At 63.0% G+C, this 17,883-nt stretch carries 13 protein-coding genes and 2 tRNA genes; 11 read left to right on the plus strand and 4 right to left on the minus strand.

Going from position 1 to position 17,883, the window contains the following annotated elements; translation table 11 throughout:
- The first annotated feature begins 140 nt into the window (after positions 1–140).
- Positions 141–228 (plus strand) — tRNA-Ser (locus ACSSVG_RS05835).
- A gap of 38 nt (positions 229–266) precedes the next feature.
- On the opposite strand, the gene ACSSVG_RS05840 is transcribed toward ACSSVG_RS05835, so the two are convergent.
- Positions 267–1,700, minus strand: coding sequence for an MFS transporter (locus ACSSVG_RS05840; RefSeq protein WP_231343216.1), 1,434 nt, complete (start codon positions 1,698–1,700; stop codon positions 267–269).
- A gap of 121 nt (positions 1,701–1,821) precedes the next feature.
- Positions 1,822–3,987 carry a RecQ family ATP-dependent DNA helicase gene (locus ACSSVG_RS05845; protein WP_492417836.1) on the minus strand — a complete coding sequence of 722 codons (2,166 nt, stop codon included), beginning with the start codon at positions 3,985–3,987 and terminating at the stop codon, positions 1,822–1,824.
- Positions 3,988–4,112: 125 nt separating this feature from the next.
- On the opposite strand from ACSSVG_RS05845, the gene ACSSVG_RS05850 reads away from it, so the two are divergent.
- The 4 genes from ACSSVG_RS05850 (at position 4,113) to ACSSVG_RS05865 (ending at position 7,820) form a co-directional block, all read left to right on the plus strand.
- Positions 4,113–5,531 (plus strand): phosphomannomutase/phosphoglucomutase, encoded by a 1,419-nt coding sequence (locus ACSSVG_RS05850; protein WP_492417838.1) that lies wholly within the window; start codon positions 4,113–4,115, stop codon positions 5,529–5,531.
- 8 nt (positions 5,532–5,539) lie between these two features.
- Complete coding sequence (locus tag ACSSVG_RS05855) at positions 5,540–5,995, plus strand: hypothetical protein (RefSeq protein ID WP_231343209.1); 456 nt, start codon at positions 5,540–5,542, stop codon at positions 5,993–5,995.
- Positions 5,996–6,035: 40 nt separating this feature from the next.
- Positions 6,036–6,506: an RrF2 family transcriptional regulator gene (locus ACSSVG_RS05860; protein ID WP_231343207.1), complete on the plus strand. Its 471-nt coding sequence runs from the start codon at positions 6,036–6,038 to the stop codon at positions 6,504–6,506.
- A gap of 156 nt (positions 6,507–6,662) precedes the next feature.
- Positions 6,663–7,820, plus strand: a complete 1,158-nt coding sequence (locus tag ACSSVG_RS05865) for a globin domain-containing protein (protein ID WP_492417840.1) — start codon at positions 6,663–6,665, stop codon at positions 7,818–7,820.
- Between the two features lie 92 nt (positions 7,821–7,912).
- Here the strand turns inward: ACSSVG_RS05865 and ACSSVG_RS05870 are convergent, their stop codons facing one another.
- Positions 7,913–9,739 carry a phosphoenolpyruvate carboxykinase (GTP) gene (locus ACSSVG_RS05870; RefSeq protein ID WP_017198121.1) on the minus strand — a complete coding sequence of 609 codons (1,827 nt, stop codon included), beginning with the start codon at positions 9,737–9,739 and terminating at the stop codon, positions 7,913–7,915.
- Positions 9,740–10,023: 284 nt separating this feature from the next.
- On the opposite strand from ACSSVG_RS05870, the gene ACSSVG_RS05875 reads away from it, so the two are divergent.
- Positions 10,024–10,097 (plus strand) — tRNA-Arg (locus ACSSVG_RS05875).
- A 162-nt stretch (positions 10,098–10,259) separates the two neighbouring features.
- On the opposite strand, the gene ACSSVG_RS05880 is transcribed toward ACSSVG_RS05875, so the two are convergent.
- Positions 10,260–10,988 (minus strand): FadR/GntR family transcriptional regulator, encoded by a 729-nt coding sequence (locus tag ACSSVG_RS05880; RefSeq protein ID WP_492417842.1) that lies wholly within the window; start codon positions 10,986–10,988, stop codon positions 10,260–10,262.
- Positions 10,989–11,326: 338 nt separating this feature from the next.
- Here ACSSVG_RS05880 and ACSSVG_RS05885 point away from each other — a divergent pair, with 338 nt between their 5' ends.
- The 5 genes from ACSSVG_RS05885 to ACSSVG_RS05905 all read left to right on the plus strand — a co-directional run bounded on the left by ACSSVG_RS05885 (position 11,327) and on the right by ACSSVG_RS05905 (position 17,881).
- Positions 11,327–12,949: an ABC transporter substrate-binding protein gene (locus tag ACSSVG_RS05885; protein WP_374110784.1), complete on the plus strand. Its 1,623-nt coding sequence runs from the start codon at positions 11,327–11,329 to the stop codon at positions 12,947–12,949.
- 153 nt (positions 12,950–13,102) lie between these two features.
- A complete protein-coding gene (locus tag ACSSVG_RS05890) occupies positions 13,103–14,008 on the plus strand; it encodes an ABC transporter permease (RefSeq protein ID WP_051420905.1) in 906 nt (301 codons plus the stop codon).
- Between the two features lie 3 nt (positions 14,009–14,011).
- Complete coding sequence (locus ACSSVG_RS05895; RefSeq protein WP_253466515.1) at positions 14,012–16,123, plus strand: dipeptide/oligopeptide/nickel ABC transporter permease/ATP-binding protein; 2,112 nt, start codon at positions 14,012–14,014, stop codon at positions 16,121–16,123.
- Complete coding sequence (locus ACSSVG_RS05900; RefSeq protein ID WP_231341342.1) at positions 16,120–16,926, plus strand: ATP-binding cassette domain-containing protein; 807 nt, start codon at positions 16,120–16,122, stop codon at positions 16,924–16,926. The genes ACSSVG_RS05895 and ACSSVG_RS05900 overlap by 4 nt, the downstream gene beginning before the upstream one ends.
- A gap of 37 nt (positions 16,927–16,963) precedes the next feature.
- Positions 16,964–17,881: a dihydrodipicolinate synthase family protein gene (locus tag ACSSVG_RS05905; RefSeq protein ID WP_253466513.1), complete on the plus strand. Its 918-nt coding sequence runs from the start codon at positions 16,964–16,966 to the stop codon at positions 17,879–17,881.
- The last annotated feature ends 2 nt before the right edge of the window (positions 17,882–17,883 follow it).

A 17,883-nucleotide genomic window follows, 5' to 3' on the forward strand; every position in this document is an offset into this window, starting at 1 on the left:
CCCGATTCGATGGTTCCCTGCGCACCATGCCGTGCCAACGGCATATCCTGCAGCGAACCATCGAAATGGGCGGGCGAATGGCCACGTTTTGCACTGGACCGCTGGTTCTGCGTATCCTTGGTGGGCTAGCAATAGCAAAGGGAGACGTGCCAGAGCGGCCGAATGGGCTTCACTGCTAATGAAGTGTGGGGCACAACTCCACCGGGGGTTCAAATCCCCCCGTCTCCGCGAATTGGTCCCGGTTTTCGAACCGGGACCTTTTGCGTTTAACCGCGCTTCGCTCCGCCGCTGACTTCGGCTCCCGCATGCCGATGAAGCGTGAGGCTGTCCACAGTGCTGACCAGCATCAGCACCGCCATGGCTACGAAGGCCCCCTTGTACGCCGACACTTGGTCCGGGCCGAACACGTCTGTGGCCTCAAAAAGGCGCAGGAACAAGGCACCCACCGCGATCCCGGCCGCAGCCGCCAGCTGAACCAGTGTTGCGGAGATGGCGTTGGCCGAGGGCAACTGTCCCGGGATGATGTCCGCATACTGCACCGAGGCGTACGCGGAGAAACCGATGGAACGGAAGGCACCGCTGAACAGCAACAAGGCGAAAATGAGTGGCTCGGGTGTTTGGGCATCAAGGAAAGCGCACAACGCAAACGTCACGGCCGAAGCAAACGACGCAAAGACCAGCACGGGCTTGAACCCGAAACGCCTGATCAAGGGCGTAGTGGCCGGTTTGATCCCAATGTTGCCCACGAACACCGCTGCCACCATCACCCCGGCCTTGAGGGGATCCCAACCGAACCCGTCCTGGAACATCAGCGGCAGCAGGAAAGGGACAGAACTGATGGTCAGCCGGTATATGAAACCCCCGGTGGATGTTGCCCTGAACGTCCTGGTTCCGAAGACGCTGAGGTTGAACAGCGGAACTTTCGCCTTGCTCATCCACCAGACCGCGCCCGCGAGCGACAGCACCCCTGCGGAAACCACTCCCGCGGCCAGCACATTCGATGCGTGTCCCCCCAGGGTTTCCAGCCCCACCACCAACGCGCCTACACCCAGGGTGGTGAGCAGCAAGCCGAACCAGTCCAGCCGGCGCTTCCCGTCGAACTGCGTTTGCGGCACCAGCCTGAGGGCTGCAATGAAGGCAGCCAGGCCCAGCGGGACGTTGATGATGAAGATCCAGTGCCACGAAAGGAAGGTCGTGAGGGCGCCGCCCACCATCGGGGCCAGGACAGGAGCAAGGAGCCCGGGCCACACCAGATAAGCGGTAGCCCGGAGAAGCTCGGATTTGGGGGTGCCCCGCAGCACCACCAGGGTGCCTACGGGAACCATCATGGCCCCGCCCATGCCCTGCGCCACCCGGCTGAGCGTGAGCATAGTCAGGTCGGTGCTGATCGCGCAGAGCAGCGAGGCAATGGTGAACACGGATATCGCAAGGCAGAAGATCCTGCGAGCGCCAAACCGCTCAGCGAGCCAACTGCTCAACGGAATGCCCATGGCGACCGTCACCAGGTACGCCGTCATGGTGATGTTGATGTCAGCAGGTGCCACCCGGAAATCAGAGGCGATGCTGGGGATGGCCGTCGTGAGGATGGTCCCGTCCAGGAATTCCATGAAGAACGTCGCCGCCACGAGCAGTGCCAGGCGCGGCCGCCAACTCGTCTGGTTGGCTGCGTCGACGTCTGTGCTGCTCGGGTTTGTGCTCATGGCTCCGGTCCGGGTTCTGGCGTATGGCCCGCGACAGGGAGCGGGCTGTTTGGTCGATCCTATAGAGGCAGCGTGGGAGCGATCACAACATGACGCAGTCCTACCGGACTGGGCAGCCGCTCTACCCCGCTTGGGCCAGCGCCAGCGGGAGGACCGCACCCACACCGGCCTGGCGCAGTGCCCTGGCCGAGACGGTCATGGTCCATCGGCTGTCAATGAGGTCATCGACCAGCAGTACGGGCTGGCCCCCGGTACCTGCCAAGGCCTGGGCAAGTTCGGGACCGACCACGAGCCTGTCCCAGACCCCGGCCAGCCGATATGCACTGTTGCCTCCACGAGCTCCCGTTGGCCCACCGTGCTGGGGCTGCAGTTGCCCGAGGTAAGGCATCCGCCCAATACCGGCTATTCCCTGGGCCAAGGATTCGACCAGCTGCGGCTTGCTCCGTGACGGAATGCTGACAACTGCCGCAGGACGGCCGACCCCGCTCCACGGGGTTCCGCCTTCAGCTCCTGACCATTCGCGCAGTACCTGGACGCATGCCTGCAGCATGGCAGGGTCTACGGCGCGGTCCGGAGCGCCGGCGGCGAACAACTCCCGGAGGGCTCCGCCCCACCCGAGGTCGGTTAGCCGGGCCAGGATCCGCCCTTCGGACACGCTCTCGTCGGGCTTGATCTTGCCTTTGACCGCAACCCCGAGCCTGTCCATGCCACTGGGCCATTGAAGGCGTGGTTCCACGGCTATGCCGGCTCGCCGCAGGGTTTGTCCCGCGGTGTCGGCTGCCGAGGCTGCCACGTCCACGGGGAACCAACGGCCAGCGCAGTTGTCGCAACGGCCGCACGCGGCAGCTGTTTCGTCGTCCAGTACTGAGGTGATGAATTCCATTCGGCAACCTGCGGTGTCCTGGTAGATCACCATGGAGTCCTGCTCGTCCACACGCGCCTCGGCGATGCGCGCGTACCGCTCGGCATCGTAGTTCCACGGCATGCCGGTGGAACGCCACCCCCCGCCGACGCGTTCTACTGCGCCGTCAACTGCCAGGACTTTGAGGAGGAGTTCCAACGGCGTGCGGCGAAGATCCACCCGGGCTTCCAGCGCGACGGTGGAGAGGGCGGATCCTGCCTCCCCGAGGACGGCCAGTACGGCGTCGGCCTTTTCCGCGGATGGCATGGAGGCTGTGGCAAAGTACTGCCAAATTTCACGGTCCTCAGAGCCGGGAAGCAACAAGACGTCCGCGTTGGCTGCTCCACGTCCAGCACGTCCAACCTGCTGGTAATAGGCAACGGGTGACGACGGCGCGCCAAGGTGGATGACAAAGCCCAGGTCCGGCTTGTCGAAACCCATTCCCAGGGCGGACGTGGCCGCGAGGGCCTTCACCTGGTTGTCCTTGAGGAGTTGCTCAGCGCGTTCCCGGTCCGCGGGATCTGTCCGTCCCGTGTAAGACAGGACGTTGTGTCCCGCTTCTGCGAGGAGCCGGGCGGTGTCCTCTGCGGCCGAAACCGTGAGCGTGTAGATAATCCCGCTGCCGGGCATGTCGGCCAGGTGAGTCAGCAACCAACCCAACCGGTCCCGGGAATCGGGCAGGGTCAGAACGCCGAGGCGCAGTGATTCACGGCCGAGAGCACCCCTGATGGTCAGCACTCCGTCGCCGAGTTGTTCCTCGATGTCATGGACCACCCGGGAATTGGCTGTGGCTGTAGTGGCCAGGACTGGCACCGATGTCGGCAACTGCGCGATGAGATCGGCAATGCGTCGGTAATCGGGCCGGAAGTCGTGCCCCCAGTCCGAGATGCAGTGAGCCTCGTCAATCACCAGGAGACCGGTACGACGGATGAGCTCCGGGAGCTGGTTCTCCCTGAAGGACGGATTTGTCAGACGCTCAGGAGAAACCAAGAGGACGTCCACCTCGTCTGCGGCCAACTGGGCCAGGACTGTGTCCCATTCCAAAGCATTGGCAGAGTTAATGGCCACGGCACGCACACCCGCCCGCGCGGCGGCGGCAACCTGATCACGCATGAGGGCGAGCAGGGGCGAGACAATCAGCGTTGGACCCGCTCCCCGTCTCCGCAGCAGCAACGATGCGACGAAATAGACAGCTGACTTTCCCCAACCGGTTCGCTGGACAACCAACGCCCGCCGGCCGGCATCAACCAATGCCTCGATCGCTTCATACTGGCCGTCATGGAACTGCGCTTCGGGGTGCCCCACCAACTCCCGCAGGCACGCCAAAGCCTGTTGCTGGGTGGGCGATTGCACGGAAACGGCAGCGTTCTGGGAGTTGTTGGCCATCACCCCAGTATTCCAGCCGACCCTGACAGCCAGAACCGTTCATCCACGCTATGTGGACAACGGCTATCCACATAGCTCCCTTCCGCATTCATGCCCAATTGCGTTGCCACAGTAGGATTGAGCGCGTGACTAGCGAGCAGAACAAGACATTCGACCTCTCGGCATCCTTCAAGGCGTATGACGTCCGTGGGATCGTGGGTGAATCCATCACGGCTGAAATCGTCGAGGCCGTGGGCGCTGCCTTTATCGACGTCCTGGGCCTCGAGGGCGAGACCGTCCTGGTCGGCGGCGACATGCGTCCCTCCTCGCCCGAGTTCAGCCAGGCCTTTGCCAACGGCGCAGCCACGCGTGGAGCGAACGTCCAACTGCTGGACCTGATCTCCACAGATGAGCTCTACTACGCATGCGGCGCTTTGAACGCCGCCGGCGCCACGTTCACCGCCAGCCACAACCCTGCCGAATACAACGGCATCAAAATGGCCAAGGCCGGTGCCCAGCCCATCTCCTCCGAGTCCGGCCTGAAGGAAATCCAGGCCCTCGCAGAGCAGTACCTGAACTCCGGCACCATCCCTGCAGCGGCCAACCGCGGCGAGATCGGCGTGCACGACGTCCTGAAGGACTACTCCGAGTACCTGCGCAAACTCGTGGACCTTTCGGGCTCCCGTCCGCTGAAGATCGTCGTGGACGCCGGCAACGGCATGGCCGGCCTGACCACCCCGGCAGTCCTTGGAGACAAATTGCTCCCGGCACTGCCGTTCGAGATCGTCCCGCTCTACTTTGAACTGGACGGTTCGTTCCCCAACCACCCGGCCAACCCCCTGGAACCGGAAAACCTCCGTGACCTGCAGGCCGCTGTCATCAAGCACGGCGCGGACATCGGACTGGCCTTCGACGGCGACGCTGACCGCTGCTTCGTGATCGACGAAAAGGGTGAGTCGGTCTCTCCGTCCGCGATCACCGGCATGGTTGCCCGCCGGGAGATCGCCCGCGCCCAGGCAGCAGGGGAACAAACCCCTGTGATCATCCACAACCTCCTCACGTCCAAGGCCGTGCCCGAACTGGTGGCCAAGGACGGCGGCCGTGCGGTACGGACCCGCGTGGGACACTCCTTCATCAAAGCCGTCATGGCCGAGGAAGGCGCCGTGTTCGGCGGGGAGCACTCAGCGCACTTCTACTTCCGGGATTTCTGGAACGCCGACACCGGCATGCTTGCTGCCATGCACGTCCTGGCCGCCCTCGGCGAGCAGGACGGTCCGCTCTCCGAGCTCGGCCGCCAGTACGAGCCGTACGTCTCCTCCGGTGAAATCAACTCGGAAATCGAGGACAAGGCAGGCGCAGTCGAGCGCGTCCGCATCGACTTTGAAACCGAAGACATCGACATCGACCACATGGACGGCAGCACGTTCGCGGCCAAGGATGGCAGCTGGTGGTTCAACCTGCGCCCATCCAACACCGAGCCCTTCCTGCGCCTGAACGCAGAAGCCAAGGACCAGTCCACCATGGAAAAGATCCGCGACCGCGTCCTCGCACTGGTCCGGGCGTAGGTCCAGGCATGAGTGACCAGCCCGTCACCGATGGCGTTTCAGGAGAATCGGACCAGGATCGCGAACTCCGTGAAACCCTGGGAACCGCGCTTGGAACCGCCCAGGAGCATCTCCAGCAGAACGGCGGTTTCTTCCCGTTCGGAGTCACGTTGTCCGAGGACGGCGAGCTGCGGATAGTGATGATTGCTCCTGGCGAGCCGGACGAAAACGGTGACGTCGACGCCGGTCAGATGCTCTCGGACATCCAGGACCTTCTCCGCCAGGGCCGTGATGAGTTCCGGGCCATCGCAGTAGTAAGTGACGTCAGCCTGCCGGACCATGGATCTGACGGTATCCACGGCGCAGCCGAGCACCGGAACGGCGACGTTCTGGCCGCCATCATCCCGTACTCTCCCACGGCGGAGGGCTTTGCCTTCAACGCGATGGAACCCGATACACACGAGCCATCCATCTGGGTGGACTAGACCCTAACCGTGAGCTGGACCCGACCCGTGAGCTGATCCCATGAAGATAAACGCGTTCGCAGATGTCAGCCTCCGCGCCATCATGGTGTTGGCCGCGGCTCCCGACGGTACGCTGCTGACCACCCAGGCAGTGGCCGACGCCGTCGGGACACCGTACAACCACGTCAGCAAGGCCATGGTCCGCCTGCGTGCACTGGGTTACATCGACGTCGAACGTGGCCGGCTGGGCGGTTCCCGGCTCAATGAATCCGGACGGCGGGCCACCGTCGGGGAAGTCCTTAGGCATTTGGACAGCCGGCAGGATCCGGCGGAGTGCCAATCTCCCACAAAGAATTGCCCGCTTATCACTGAATGCGGCCTGCGCCACGCGATGAATCGCGCCCGGGAGGCCTTTTACCGCGAGCTCGATACCGTGGTCATAGCTTCACTCCCCCACGCCCGCCAGATGAACCCGGTGTTCCAATCCATCGGGCTCCGCCCGGAGTTCAGGGTACCGGCCACCCAGCCGTAAGCCCCCTCGGCAACCCCGGAACGACTTCCCTGGCAGCTGGCCCCTTCACAGCTTGCACAACTCTTCTACGCAGTGTAGAAATTGAGGTATAAATATATGCATTTCAAATGCTTATATATCGGCCAGTCAAGGCTGACCCCTACACCCAGGAGAACCATGCTCTCGGAAAAGTCCCGGCCCATCATCGAAGCAACCCTCCCTTTGGTGGGTGCACGGATCGGCTCGATCACGGCCGACTTCTACCAGCGGCTTTTCGCAGCGCATCCCGAATTACTCGATGGCCTCTTCAGCCGATCCAACCAGCGTTCAGGCGATCAACAGCGGGCTCTCGCCGGGAGCATCGCGGCGTTCGCAACCCACCTGGTGAACAACCCCGGCACACTGCCCGAAAAGGTCCTCTCGCGGATCGCCCACAAGCACGCCTCACTCGGGATCACCGAGGATCAGTACGGCGTGGTCCATGAGCACTTGTTCGCCGCCATCGCCGCAGACCTGGCCGACGTCATCACGCCGGACATTGCGGAAGCCTGGACCGAGGTGTACTGGCTGATGGCCGACGCCCTGATCAAGCTCGAAAAGGACCTCTACGCTTCCCAGGCGAACACAAAAATGTGGATGCCTTGGCGCGTAACCGCCAAGGAAGCCGCGGGCGCGGACGCCATGACATTCACCCTGGAAGCTGCGGACGACACCCCAGCCACGGAAGCGATCCCGGGTCAATACATCAGCGTCAAGGTCCGCCTCAGCGACGGCCTGCGCCAAGTGCGCCAGTATTCGCTGTCCGGTGACACGGGCACCAACCGAACCTTCACCACCAAACTCAACGACGGCGGCGAGGTATCCACCGCCCTGCATGCCGGCGTCGAACCTGGCGACATACTGGAGATCTCGAACCCCTACGGCGAGATCACCCTCAAGGATGGCGCTGGACCGGTCGTCCTGGCATCCGCGGGAATCGGATGCACTCCCACGGCGTCCATTCTGCGCTCGCTCGCGGAGTCCGGCACGGATCGGCAGGTTATGGTCCTCCATGCCGAGAAGACCATGGACAACTGGGCGTTGAGGGGCCAGATGACGGCAGACGCCGCGACGATCGACGCAGAGCTGCAGCTCTGGCTTGAATCACCCCATGCCGCCGCCAGCGAAGGCTTCATGTCCTTGCGGGAAGTAGACCTGCCCGCCGAGGCATCGCTCTACCTGTGCGGACCGCTCCCCTTCATGAAGAAAATCCGCGACGAAGCCATCGACGCCGGAATCCCGGCCACCCGGATCCACTACGAAGTGTTCGGGCCGGACGTTTGGCTCGCCAACTAAAGCACGCACATACGGCGGCGGCCCGTCACCTTTCCAACGAAAGGTGACGGGCCGTCGTCGTTCACTCAAGAACGCCGTTGTTCCTAAGAGGTCTAGCCCAGACGGGTCTTGAGACCGTCCAGCTCGGACTGGAGTGCCGCCGGGAGCGATTCGCCGAAGTTGGCGAACCATTCTTCGATGGACGCCAGCTCTGTTGCCCACTCTTCAGGGTCGACGCGAACAGCCGACTCAACCTCGGCCGGAGTCATGTCCAGGCCCTCGAGGTCGATGGACTCACCGGTCGGGACAAAGCCGATCGGGGTTTCCACAGCGTCGGCCTTACCCTCAAGGCGCTCGATGGCCCACTTGAGCACACGGGCGTTGTCTCCGAAGCCAGGCCAGGCGAAGCCGCCCTCGGCCGTGCGGCGGAACCAGTTGACCAGGAAGATCTTGGGCAGACGCTCCGGGTTGGCCTTGGCAGAGAGGTTGACCCAGTGGTTCAGGTAATCGCCTGCGTCGTAGCCGATGAACGGCAGCATGGCCATGGGGTCGCGGCGGACAACGCCAACGGCACCGGCGGCAGCAGCCGTGGTTTCCGAGGACAGAGTGGAACCCATGAAGATGCCGTTGGACCAGTCGCGGGCTTCGGTAACCAGCGGGATGGTGGTCTTACGGCGGCCACCGAACAGGATCGCGGACAGTTCCACGCCCTCCGGGCTGAAGTATTCCTCAGCCAGCATGTCGATCTGGTCGATCGGCGTGCAGAAGCGGGAGTTCGGGTGTGCGGCCGGAGCATCGGAGTCCGGAGTCCAGGACTCACCGCGCCAGTCGGTCAGGTGTGCCGGAGTTTCCTCCGTCATTCCTTCCCACCAGACGCCACCATCGTCGGTCAGAGCCACGTTGGTGAAGATGCTGTTGCCCTTGGCGATGGCACGCATGGCATTGGGGTTGGTGCCCCAACCGGTACCGGGAGCGACGCCGAACAGGCCGGCTTCAGGGTTGACGGCTCGGAGCTCGCCTTCCTTGCCGAAGCGCATCCAGGTGATGTCGTCTCCGAGGGTCTCAACCTTCCAGCCCTTGATGGTGGGATCGAGCAACGCGAGGTTGGTCTTGCCGCAGGCGGACGGGAAAGCAGCGGAGACGTAGTAGGTCTTCTGCTCAGGGGAGGTCAGCTTGAGGATGAGCATGTGCTCGGCCAGCCAACCTTCGTCGCGGGCCATTACCGATGCGATGCGCAGCGCGTAGCACTTCTTGCCCAGGAGGGCGTTGCCGCCGTAGCCGGAGCCGAAGGACCAGATGGAGCGCTCTTCGGGGAAGTGAACAATCCACTTGTCGGTGTTGCACGGCCACGCGACGTCGGCCTGGCCGGCTTCCAGCGGTGCGCCCAGCGAGTGCAATGCCGGAACGAAGAAAGCATCGGTCTGCGTGATGCGGTCAAGCACGTCCGTGCCGATGCGGGCCATGATGCGCATGGAGGCAACAACGTAGGCGGAGTCGGTGATCTCGACGCCAAACTTCGGGTCCTCGGCATCCAGGTGGCCCATGACGAACGGAATGACGTACATGGTGCGGCCTCGCATGGAGCCGGCGAACAGGCCGCGCAGCTTCTGCTTCATCTCGGCCGGGGCCATCCAGTTATTGGTGAAGCCTGCGTCGCGCTCGTTCTCTGAGCAGATGAAGGTCTGCTCTTCAACACGGGCAACGTCAGCGGGGTCGGAGAACGCCGCGAAGGAATTCGGGAACGTTTCCGGGTTCAGCCGCTTCAGCGTGCCGGCCTCAACCAGTTCGTCCGTGAGCTTCTTGTTTTCTGCTTCGCTGCCATCAACCCAGTGGATGCGGTCCGGCTGAGTCAGCTCGGCAACTTCCTCAACCCAGGCCAGCAGGCGTGCATGCGTAGTAGGTGCCTTCTCAAGCAGCGGCAGTCGCGCCAGATCGCCCATTGCGGTTCCCTTCCTCGGGTTCAGTGGTGTGTCCTAAACGATAGGGGCCGCGGACCAGACCAATCCGCTGTCAGACATCGGACATCCGGAGGACGGAAAAGCAAAAACCGCTAGAACTCAAGGAGGAAGGTTCTCAAAAGCAGGTTTTAAGTGACTAAGGTCATGTAGACCGGTCTAGTTGCCTAGATTACAGCTTTTCGATTTGGAACTTCACATGAACTTCTGTAAAGTTTATTGAGGTTCGAGGGGGTCAGAGAAACAGACCGCCGAGAATCACACGAAATGCGCCCATAGCTCAGCTGGATAGAGCGTCTGTCTACGGAACAGAAGGTCAGGGGTTCGAATCCCTTTGGGCGCACAAATGAAGACCCGCACCGGTTCGCCGGTGCGGGTCTTTTGCTTTGCCCAAGTACCCACCCAAGTAGGGCAGCGGCGGTTGAGCAACACGCAGAACTAAACGGGCCGCCGTCGTACTTTCCAAAGAAGTACGACGGCGGCCCCTTGCGTTAACTGCGGACGCTTAGTCCCCAACGGCCTCGCTGATGCGGCGGCGGATGCCGTCAAAGTGCCGGTTGAGCAGTTCGGAGGCCATGACTTTGTCACCCGTGGCGACAGCACCATAGATTCCACGGTGCATCGCGGCAGTCTTGACCAGGTCCTCGTTGCCCGGACCGATCTCCACGTGGATCTTCCGGTACACCTTCCAAAACACGCCCATGAGGTTGATCAGGAGCTCGTTGTTCAGGGGTTCGAAAAGCCGGCGGTGGAATTCGGCGTCCGCAGCCACAAAGTTTTCGCCGGCAGCGGCGAGCTCTTCCATCTGTTTCACGGCTTCTTCGATGGAAGCGAGCTGCTCTTTGGTCATGACATCAATGGACGAGCCGATGAGCCCGGATTCCAGTGCCTGGCGCACATCCACCAACTGCAAGGCTTCCAAGCCCTGGTGACGCAGGGAGAGGCGGCCCCGGAAAGTCAGCCCGTCAGCCAAGGCGTCAAAGTTACTGGGGGCGACGAACATGCCGAAGCCGTGGCGGATTTCGATGACACCGAGGGCTTGCAGCACCTTGAGTGACTCGCGGAGCGTATTGCGTCCCACGCCGAGAGCGCCGGAAAGCTCACTTTCCGTCGGCAATGGATCGCCCGCCTCGAGCTCGCGCTCAAGGATCAATTCCATAATGTCCGACTGCAAAGCCCGCAGTCGGGCCTGTGCACTGAACCGCGCCTGCGGAACCACGCCGGAAGTTGTCATGGCTTTCTCCTTGCCGATGCACTTGCCTTGAAACGGGCGGAGGCCAGCCTTGGAAGCAAGTGCGGTGTTAATATTGAGGCGAGCTTAGTGCCCACCAAAGAATGAGTGACTCGCAACATACAATATCGGATGTCCCACCTCCGTCATAGCTATGTGCCGCGAAATCCTTGAGGTTTCCGTTCCGAACCGGCCGCAGCCGGCAATCCACAAGGCGTGTGCCAGCACCCTCAGCGCCGATTCACACTTGACGTCCCGTTGTGACCGCCCTTACAGTTTCAATACGAGCATCGGACGTCCTACATCCGATAACCCACGAAACGCGAATGGTGAGGCACCCTATGAGCAAGACGATCCACAGCCTGCCGCTGGTCAACGACGCCAGCCGCCGGAACTTCCTGAAGCTAAGCGGCGCAGTTGGTGCAGCAGCCGCCTTCACGGCAACCCTCTCCGCGTGCGGCGGCGCTGCCAGCACCACCACGGGCACGACCACCAATACCGCGGCAGTTAACAAGGACCTCACCATCGAGGCAGGCATCTCCTACGCGCTGTCCACTGGCTTTGATCCGCTGAGCTCCTCCGGAGCCACGCCGATGGCCGCCAACCTCCACATCTTTGAAGGCCTCATCGAGCTCCACCCCGCCACTCGGCAGCCCTACAACGCCCTGGCGGCGGCGGACCCCAAGAAGGTCAACGACACCACCTACCAGGTGACCATCCGCGACGGTGCAAAGTTCCACGATGGCTCCCCCGTCACCACCGAAGACGTCGCTTTCTCCTTCACCCGCGTGATGGATCCGGCGAACAAGTCCTTGTTCTCCCAGTTCATCCCCTTCATCCAGGACGTCAAGCCGCTGGATGCCAAGACGGTGGAGTTCACCCTCAAGTACGCCTTCCCCGGCTTCGGTCCCCGTATCTCGGTGGTCAAGATCGTTCCCAAGGCACTCGCCACCGACCTGAAGGCCTTCGACGCTTCACCGGTGGGATCAGGTCCGTACAAGCTCATCTCCGCAGTCAAGGACGACAAGATCGTCTTCGAAGCGTTCGCCGACTACAACGGCCCCAAGCCCGCACTGGCCAAGGGCATGACCTGGCTGCTGCTCTCCGACGCGGCCGCCCGCGTCACCGCCGTCCAGTCCGGCCGTGTCCAGGCCATCGAAGACGTTCCGTACCTGGACGTCGATGGCCTGAAGTCCAAGGTCAAGGTCGAATCCGTCCAGTCGTTCGGCATGCTGTTCCTGATGTTCAACTGCGCCAAGGCTCCGTTCGACAACAAGCTCGTCCGCCAGGCGTTGCATTACGGCATGGACAAGGAATCCATCATCAAGAAAGCGCTGTTCGGCAACGCAAAAGCCGCCAGCTCCTACTTCCAGGAAGGCCACCCGGATTACGTCAAGGCCAAGAATGTCTACGGTTACGACGCTTCCAAGGCCGAAGACCTACTGAAGCAGGCAGGCGTTACCAGCCTTGAGTTCGAACTGCTCACCACGGACACTGCCTGGGTCAAGGATGTTGCACCGCTGATCCTTGAATCCTGGAACAAGATTCCGGGCGTCAAGGTCACCGTCAAGAGCCTCCAGTCCGGCGCGCTGTACAGCGACCGCGTGGGCAAGGGCGATTTCTCGGTGGTCGCGGCCCCGGGCGATCCCTCAGTCTTCGGCAATGACGCAGACCTCCTCCTGAGCTGGTTCTACTCCGGCGCAACCTGGATGGACAAGCGTGCTTTCTGGACCACCCCCGAGCGCACCAAACTGCAGGACCTCATGAACAAGGGCTCGCAGGCCTCCGGAGACGAGGCCAAAAAGATCGTCGGCGAAATCGTGGACATGGTGTCCGACGAGGTTCCGCTCTACCCCATCTTCCACCGTCAATTGCCCAGTGCCTGGGACGAGAAGAAGCTCAACGGCTTCCAGCCCCTGCCCACCACCGGCTTGTCATTCGTCGACGTCGGACGAACCGCCTAAAGCACCCTTCGAGTTGTGGGGCCCGCTCTGCGGCCTGAATCCCCCAAATAGCCCGCAGAGCGGGCCCCGCAACCAGCAGCACCCAACCAACCGGAGAACAAATTGGTCACGATATTGCGTCTGCTTGGCCGCAGGCTTGCAGCATTGCCATTGATGATCCTGGGCATTACGTTGCTCGTCTTCCTCGTCCTGCAGGCCGCCCCCGGCGACCAGGCAAGCTCCGCCCTCGGTGACGGCGCCAGTGAAGAAGCCAAGCAGCAGTACCGCCAGGACAATGGCCTGAACGATCCCCTGGTCCTGCAGTACTTCCGCTTCCTCGGAAAGCTCTTGCAGTTCGACCTCGGCGTCACCACCCCGCCGGCAAAGTCGGTGGCATCCATGATTGGCTCGGCGTTCCCCCTGACGCTCCAGCTCACCTTCCTGGGCGTGCTCATCGCGATCGTGCTTTCCCTCGCGTTCGGCATCCTCGGCGCCCTGTACCGCGACAAGTGGCAGGACCAGTTGGTCCGCGTCTTCTCCATCGCCGCGATCGCCACGCCGTCGTTCTGGCTCGGCATCCTGCTCATCCAGTGGTTCGCGCTGGGCGAGAACCCGATGTTCCCCTCGGGCGGAATTGCGACGCCGGAGTCCGGCTTCGGCGGTTGGCTCAACTCGATGGCCCTCCCGGCCCTCGCGCTTGGCATCCCCGTCTCAGCATCGCTGATCCGGGTGGTCCGCACCTCGATGGTGGAAGAGCTGGACCGTGACTACGTCCGCACCGCCATCGGCAACGGCGTCCCCTACCGCGAGGTCGTCTCCAAGAACGTCCTTCGCAACGCGCTCGTCACCCCGGTGACCGTGCTGGGACTCCGCGTCGGCTACCTGCTGGGTGGCGCCGTCGTGATTGAAATGATCTTCGCCCTGCCCGGCATGGGCCAACTGATCCTCAACGGCATCACCAACCTGGACGTCAACCTGGTCCAGGGCGTGGTGCTCACCATCTCCGTCACCTTCGTTCTGGTGAACATCGTGGTGGACCTTCTCTACCTGCTTATCAACCCCCGAATCAGGACGGTATAGCTCATGCGCAGCAAGCTCGCAGAACGGCTAAGTGCCCCGGGCATTCGTTTCAAGGCCCTGCCCTGGGGCTCCCGTATCGCCCTGCTCTTCCTCATCATGATTGTTCTGGCGGCCATTTTCGCACCGGTCATCGCCCCGCACGATCCGCTGGAGACCTTCATTCCGGCCACCCCGCCGGGCGCAGAACACTTCTTCGGCACTGACCGGCTGGGCCGGGATATCTTCTCGCGCCTCCTCTTTGGTGCACAGTCATCGCTGATGATCGGCCTCGGCGCGGTGGCCTTGGCCATCCTTGCCGGTGCGCTCCTCGGCTCCTTCGCCGCGACGTCCAGCAAGTCCGTGAACGAGATCATCATGCGGCTCATGGACATCCTCATGGCATTCCCCGGCATCGCGCTGGCGGCCGTGCTGCTGGCTGCTTTCGGCAACTCGGTTCCCACCATCATCATCGCGATCGCCATCATCTACACCCCGCAGCTGGCCCGAGTGGTCCGCGCCAACGTCCTGGCCCAGTATGGCGAAGACTACGTCCGTGCCGAGCGCGTGATTGGTGCAGGACGGTTCTACATCCTGGTCAAGCACATCGTCCGCAACACCGCAGCTCCGGTACTGGTGTTCGCCACGGTCATGGTGGCCGACGCCATCATCCTCGAAGCCTCGCTGTCCTTCCTCGGCGCAGGCGTCCAGGACCCGGCGCCATCATGGGGCAACGTCATTTCCTACGGCCGCAACCTGGTCCTGTCCGGCGGCTGGTGGGCCACCACCTTCGCCGGTGTCACCATCTTGTTGACGGTGCTCTCCTTGAACATCCTGGCCGAAGGCCTCACCGACGCCATGGTGAACCCGAAACTGCGCCGCGCACCCGTAGTAAAGGACGACGACGGATCCACCGCCATTGTGGCCGTGGACACCGAGGTCGCAACCTCCGTCGCCCAGCCCTCCGTAGTTGAGGAACACGAGCTCGACGGCGTCCGTGCCGCTTCCGGCGACACCGCCACTTCTGAGGTGGGCACGTCAGCCGTCCTCACCGATGTGAAGCTGGCCGCCGCCAACCCGCACCTCCTCCTGGACCGCGAGTTGGAGCTCCTGGCAGCCATCGAAGCGAAGCGTACCGACCGCCTCCCGCAGGTCTCTTCCGGGGCACGCAATGTGCTGGAAGTGAAGAACCTGTCCATCCGCTTCCCCGGCCGCTTCGGCGACATCGCAATCGTGGACAACGTCTCCTTCACTGTCCGCGAAGGCGAGACCATGGGCCTGGTGGGTGAGTCCGGTTGTGGCAAGTCCATCACCTCGCTCGCAGTCATGGGCCTGCTGCCCAAGACCGCCCAGGTCACCGGTTCCATCAAGTTCGATGGCAAGGAACTCCTGGACTCCGCCACCAAGCACAGCAACCCCAAGGCCTACGAGGGCCTGCGCGGTGAGCAGATCGCCATGGTCTACCAGGACGCGTTGAGCTCCCTGAACCCGTCCATGAAGATCAAGGACCAGATGGAACAGCTGACCAAGCGCGGGGGTCGCAAGACTCCTGCCGAGCTGTTGGACATGGTGAAACTGGATCCCGTCCGGACCCTCGCCAGCTACCCGCACGAGCTCTCCGGCGGCCAGCGCCAACGCGTGCTGATCGCCATGGCCCTGTCCCGTTCGCCGAAGATCGTTGTTGCTGACGAGCCCACCACCGCCCTGGATGTCACCGTCCAGAAGCAGGTTGTGGATCTGCTCAACGAACTGCGCGAACAGCTCGGTTTCGCGATGGTGTTCGTCAGCCACGACCTCGCGTTGGTGGCCTCCCTGGCCCACCGCATCACGGTCATGTACGCCGGCCAGGTGGTTGAATCCGCACAGGCCTCCGAACTGCTGCAGAACCCCAAGCACGAGTACACCCGCGGCCTGCTCGGCGCAGTGCTCTCCATCGAGGCCGACGCTGTCCGCCTCCACCAGATCCCCGGCACCGTCCCGTCCCCGCGGGACTTCGCAACAGGAGACCGCTTCGCGGCCCGCTCGCTGCGCGCCGACGCCGATCCCCACCAGACGCTGGTCCTCACCACGGTTGCCACAGCGAACGGAGACGATGCCGACCACTACTGGGCCAGCCATTTGAAGGAGGACGCGAAATGAGTGAATCAACCGGAAAGCCGGTCATCGAGCTCAAAGACGTCAAGGTCTACCACCATGCACGCACCGGTGGACTGTTCCGCCCGAACATTGTCAAAGCCGTGGACGGCGTGGACTTCACCATCAGCCGCGGCGAAACCGTGGGCATCGTCGGTGAGTCCGGCTGCGGCAAGTCCACGCTCGCTTCAGTGCTCGTGGGACTGCAGCCGCCGACGTCGGGCAAGGTTCTGTTCCATGGAAAGCCCGCCATCAAGCGGAACGCAGCGATGCGCAAGCAGTTCGGCCGCTCAGTTTCCGTGGTCTTCCAGGATCCGGCGACGGCACTGAACCCCCGCATGACCATCCAGGACATCCTGACGGATCCGCTGCAGATCCATGGCATCGGCAACGCAGCCTCCCGCGCTGCCAAGGTCAAGGAACTGTTGGCGCTGGTTGGCTTGCCGCAATCGGCAGCTGAAGTGACGCCGTCGCAGGTTTCCGGCGGCCAGCGCCAGCGTGTGGCGATCGCCCGCGCACTGGCCTTGGATCCGGACATCATCGTGGCGGACGAGCCGACGTCGGCCCTGGACGTTTCGGTCCGCGCGCAGGTCCTGAACCTGCTGTCCGACCTGAAGACCCAACTGAACCTCGGCATGGTATTCATCTCGCACGACATCCAGACCGTCCGGTACGTCTCGGACCGCATCTGCGTCATGTACTTCGGCAAGATCGTCGAGCAGGGCACAGCCACCCAGGTCTTCGACAACCCCAGCAACGACTACACCAAGAAGCTGCTCGGCGCCGCGCCGAGCCTGCTCCACATCTAGTTTTTCCCTTCACAAGCTACAAACAACGGAGAATTCTGTGTCCACTCAGTTCCAGGGCGTCATCCCCCCGGTCATCACCCCCCGCCACGCCGACGGCAGCATCGACACCGCGTCGCTGAAGAACGTCACCAAGCACCTGATCGACGGCGGTGTGTCCGGACTTTTCGTCCTGGGCTCCTCCGGCGAAGTCCCCTACATGACCAACGACGAGCGTGAGCTGGTGGTCTCCACCATCGCCGACGCCAACGCAGGAGCCGTCCCGCTGATCGTGGGCGCCAACGAACAAACCACCAACCGCGTCATCGAAGAAGCGCGCAAGGTGGTTGACCTCGGCGCCGACGCGATCGTGGTCACCTCCATGTACTACGCCATTGGCAACGCCGCGGAGACCGAAACGCACTTCCGCAGCATCCACGCCGCCATCGAGAAACCGATCTTCGCCTACGACGTCCCGGTCCGCACGCACTTCAAGCTGCCCACCGACCTCCTGGTCCGGCTCGGCCGCGATGGCGTCCTTGCCGGCGTCAAGGACTCCTCCGGCGACGACGTCTCCTTCCGCCAGCTGCTCCTCGCGGCAAAAGACATCCCCAACTTCGACATCTTCACCGGTCACGAAGTTGTGGTGGACGGCGCCCTCCTGGGCGGCGCGCAGGGTGTTGTCCCCGGCCTCGGCAACGTTGACCCGGCCGGCTACCGTCGACTGTTCGACGCCGCCCAGGCTGGCGACTGGGCTCTCGCGGCAAGGGAGCAGGACCGCTTGGCCGACGTCTTCGAGATCGTCTACACCCCCAATGGCCGCGTGTCCGGCGGAGCCGCTGGTCTGGGTGCGTTCAAGACCGCGCTGCAGGTGATGGGCGTCATCGAGTCCAACACGATGAGCTCGCCGATGCTTTCCCTGAACGATTCCGAGACGGCTGCAATTCGTTCAATTCTGGAGCGGAACGGGCTGGTCTAAGG

The organism is Paenarthrobacter sp. E2MeOHC11, from assembly GCF_058744955.1.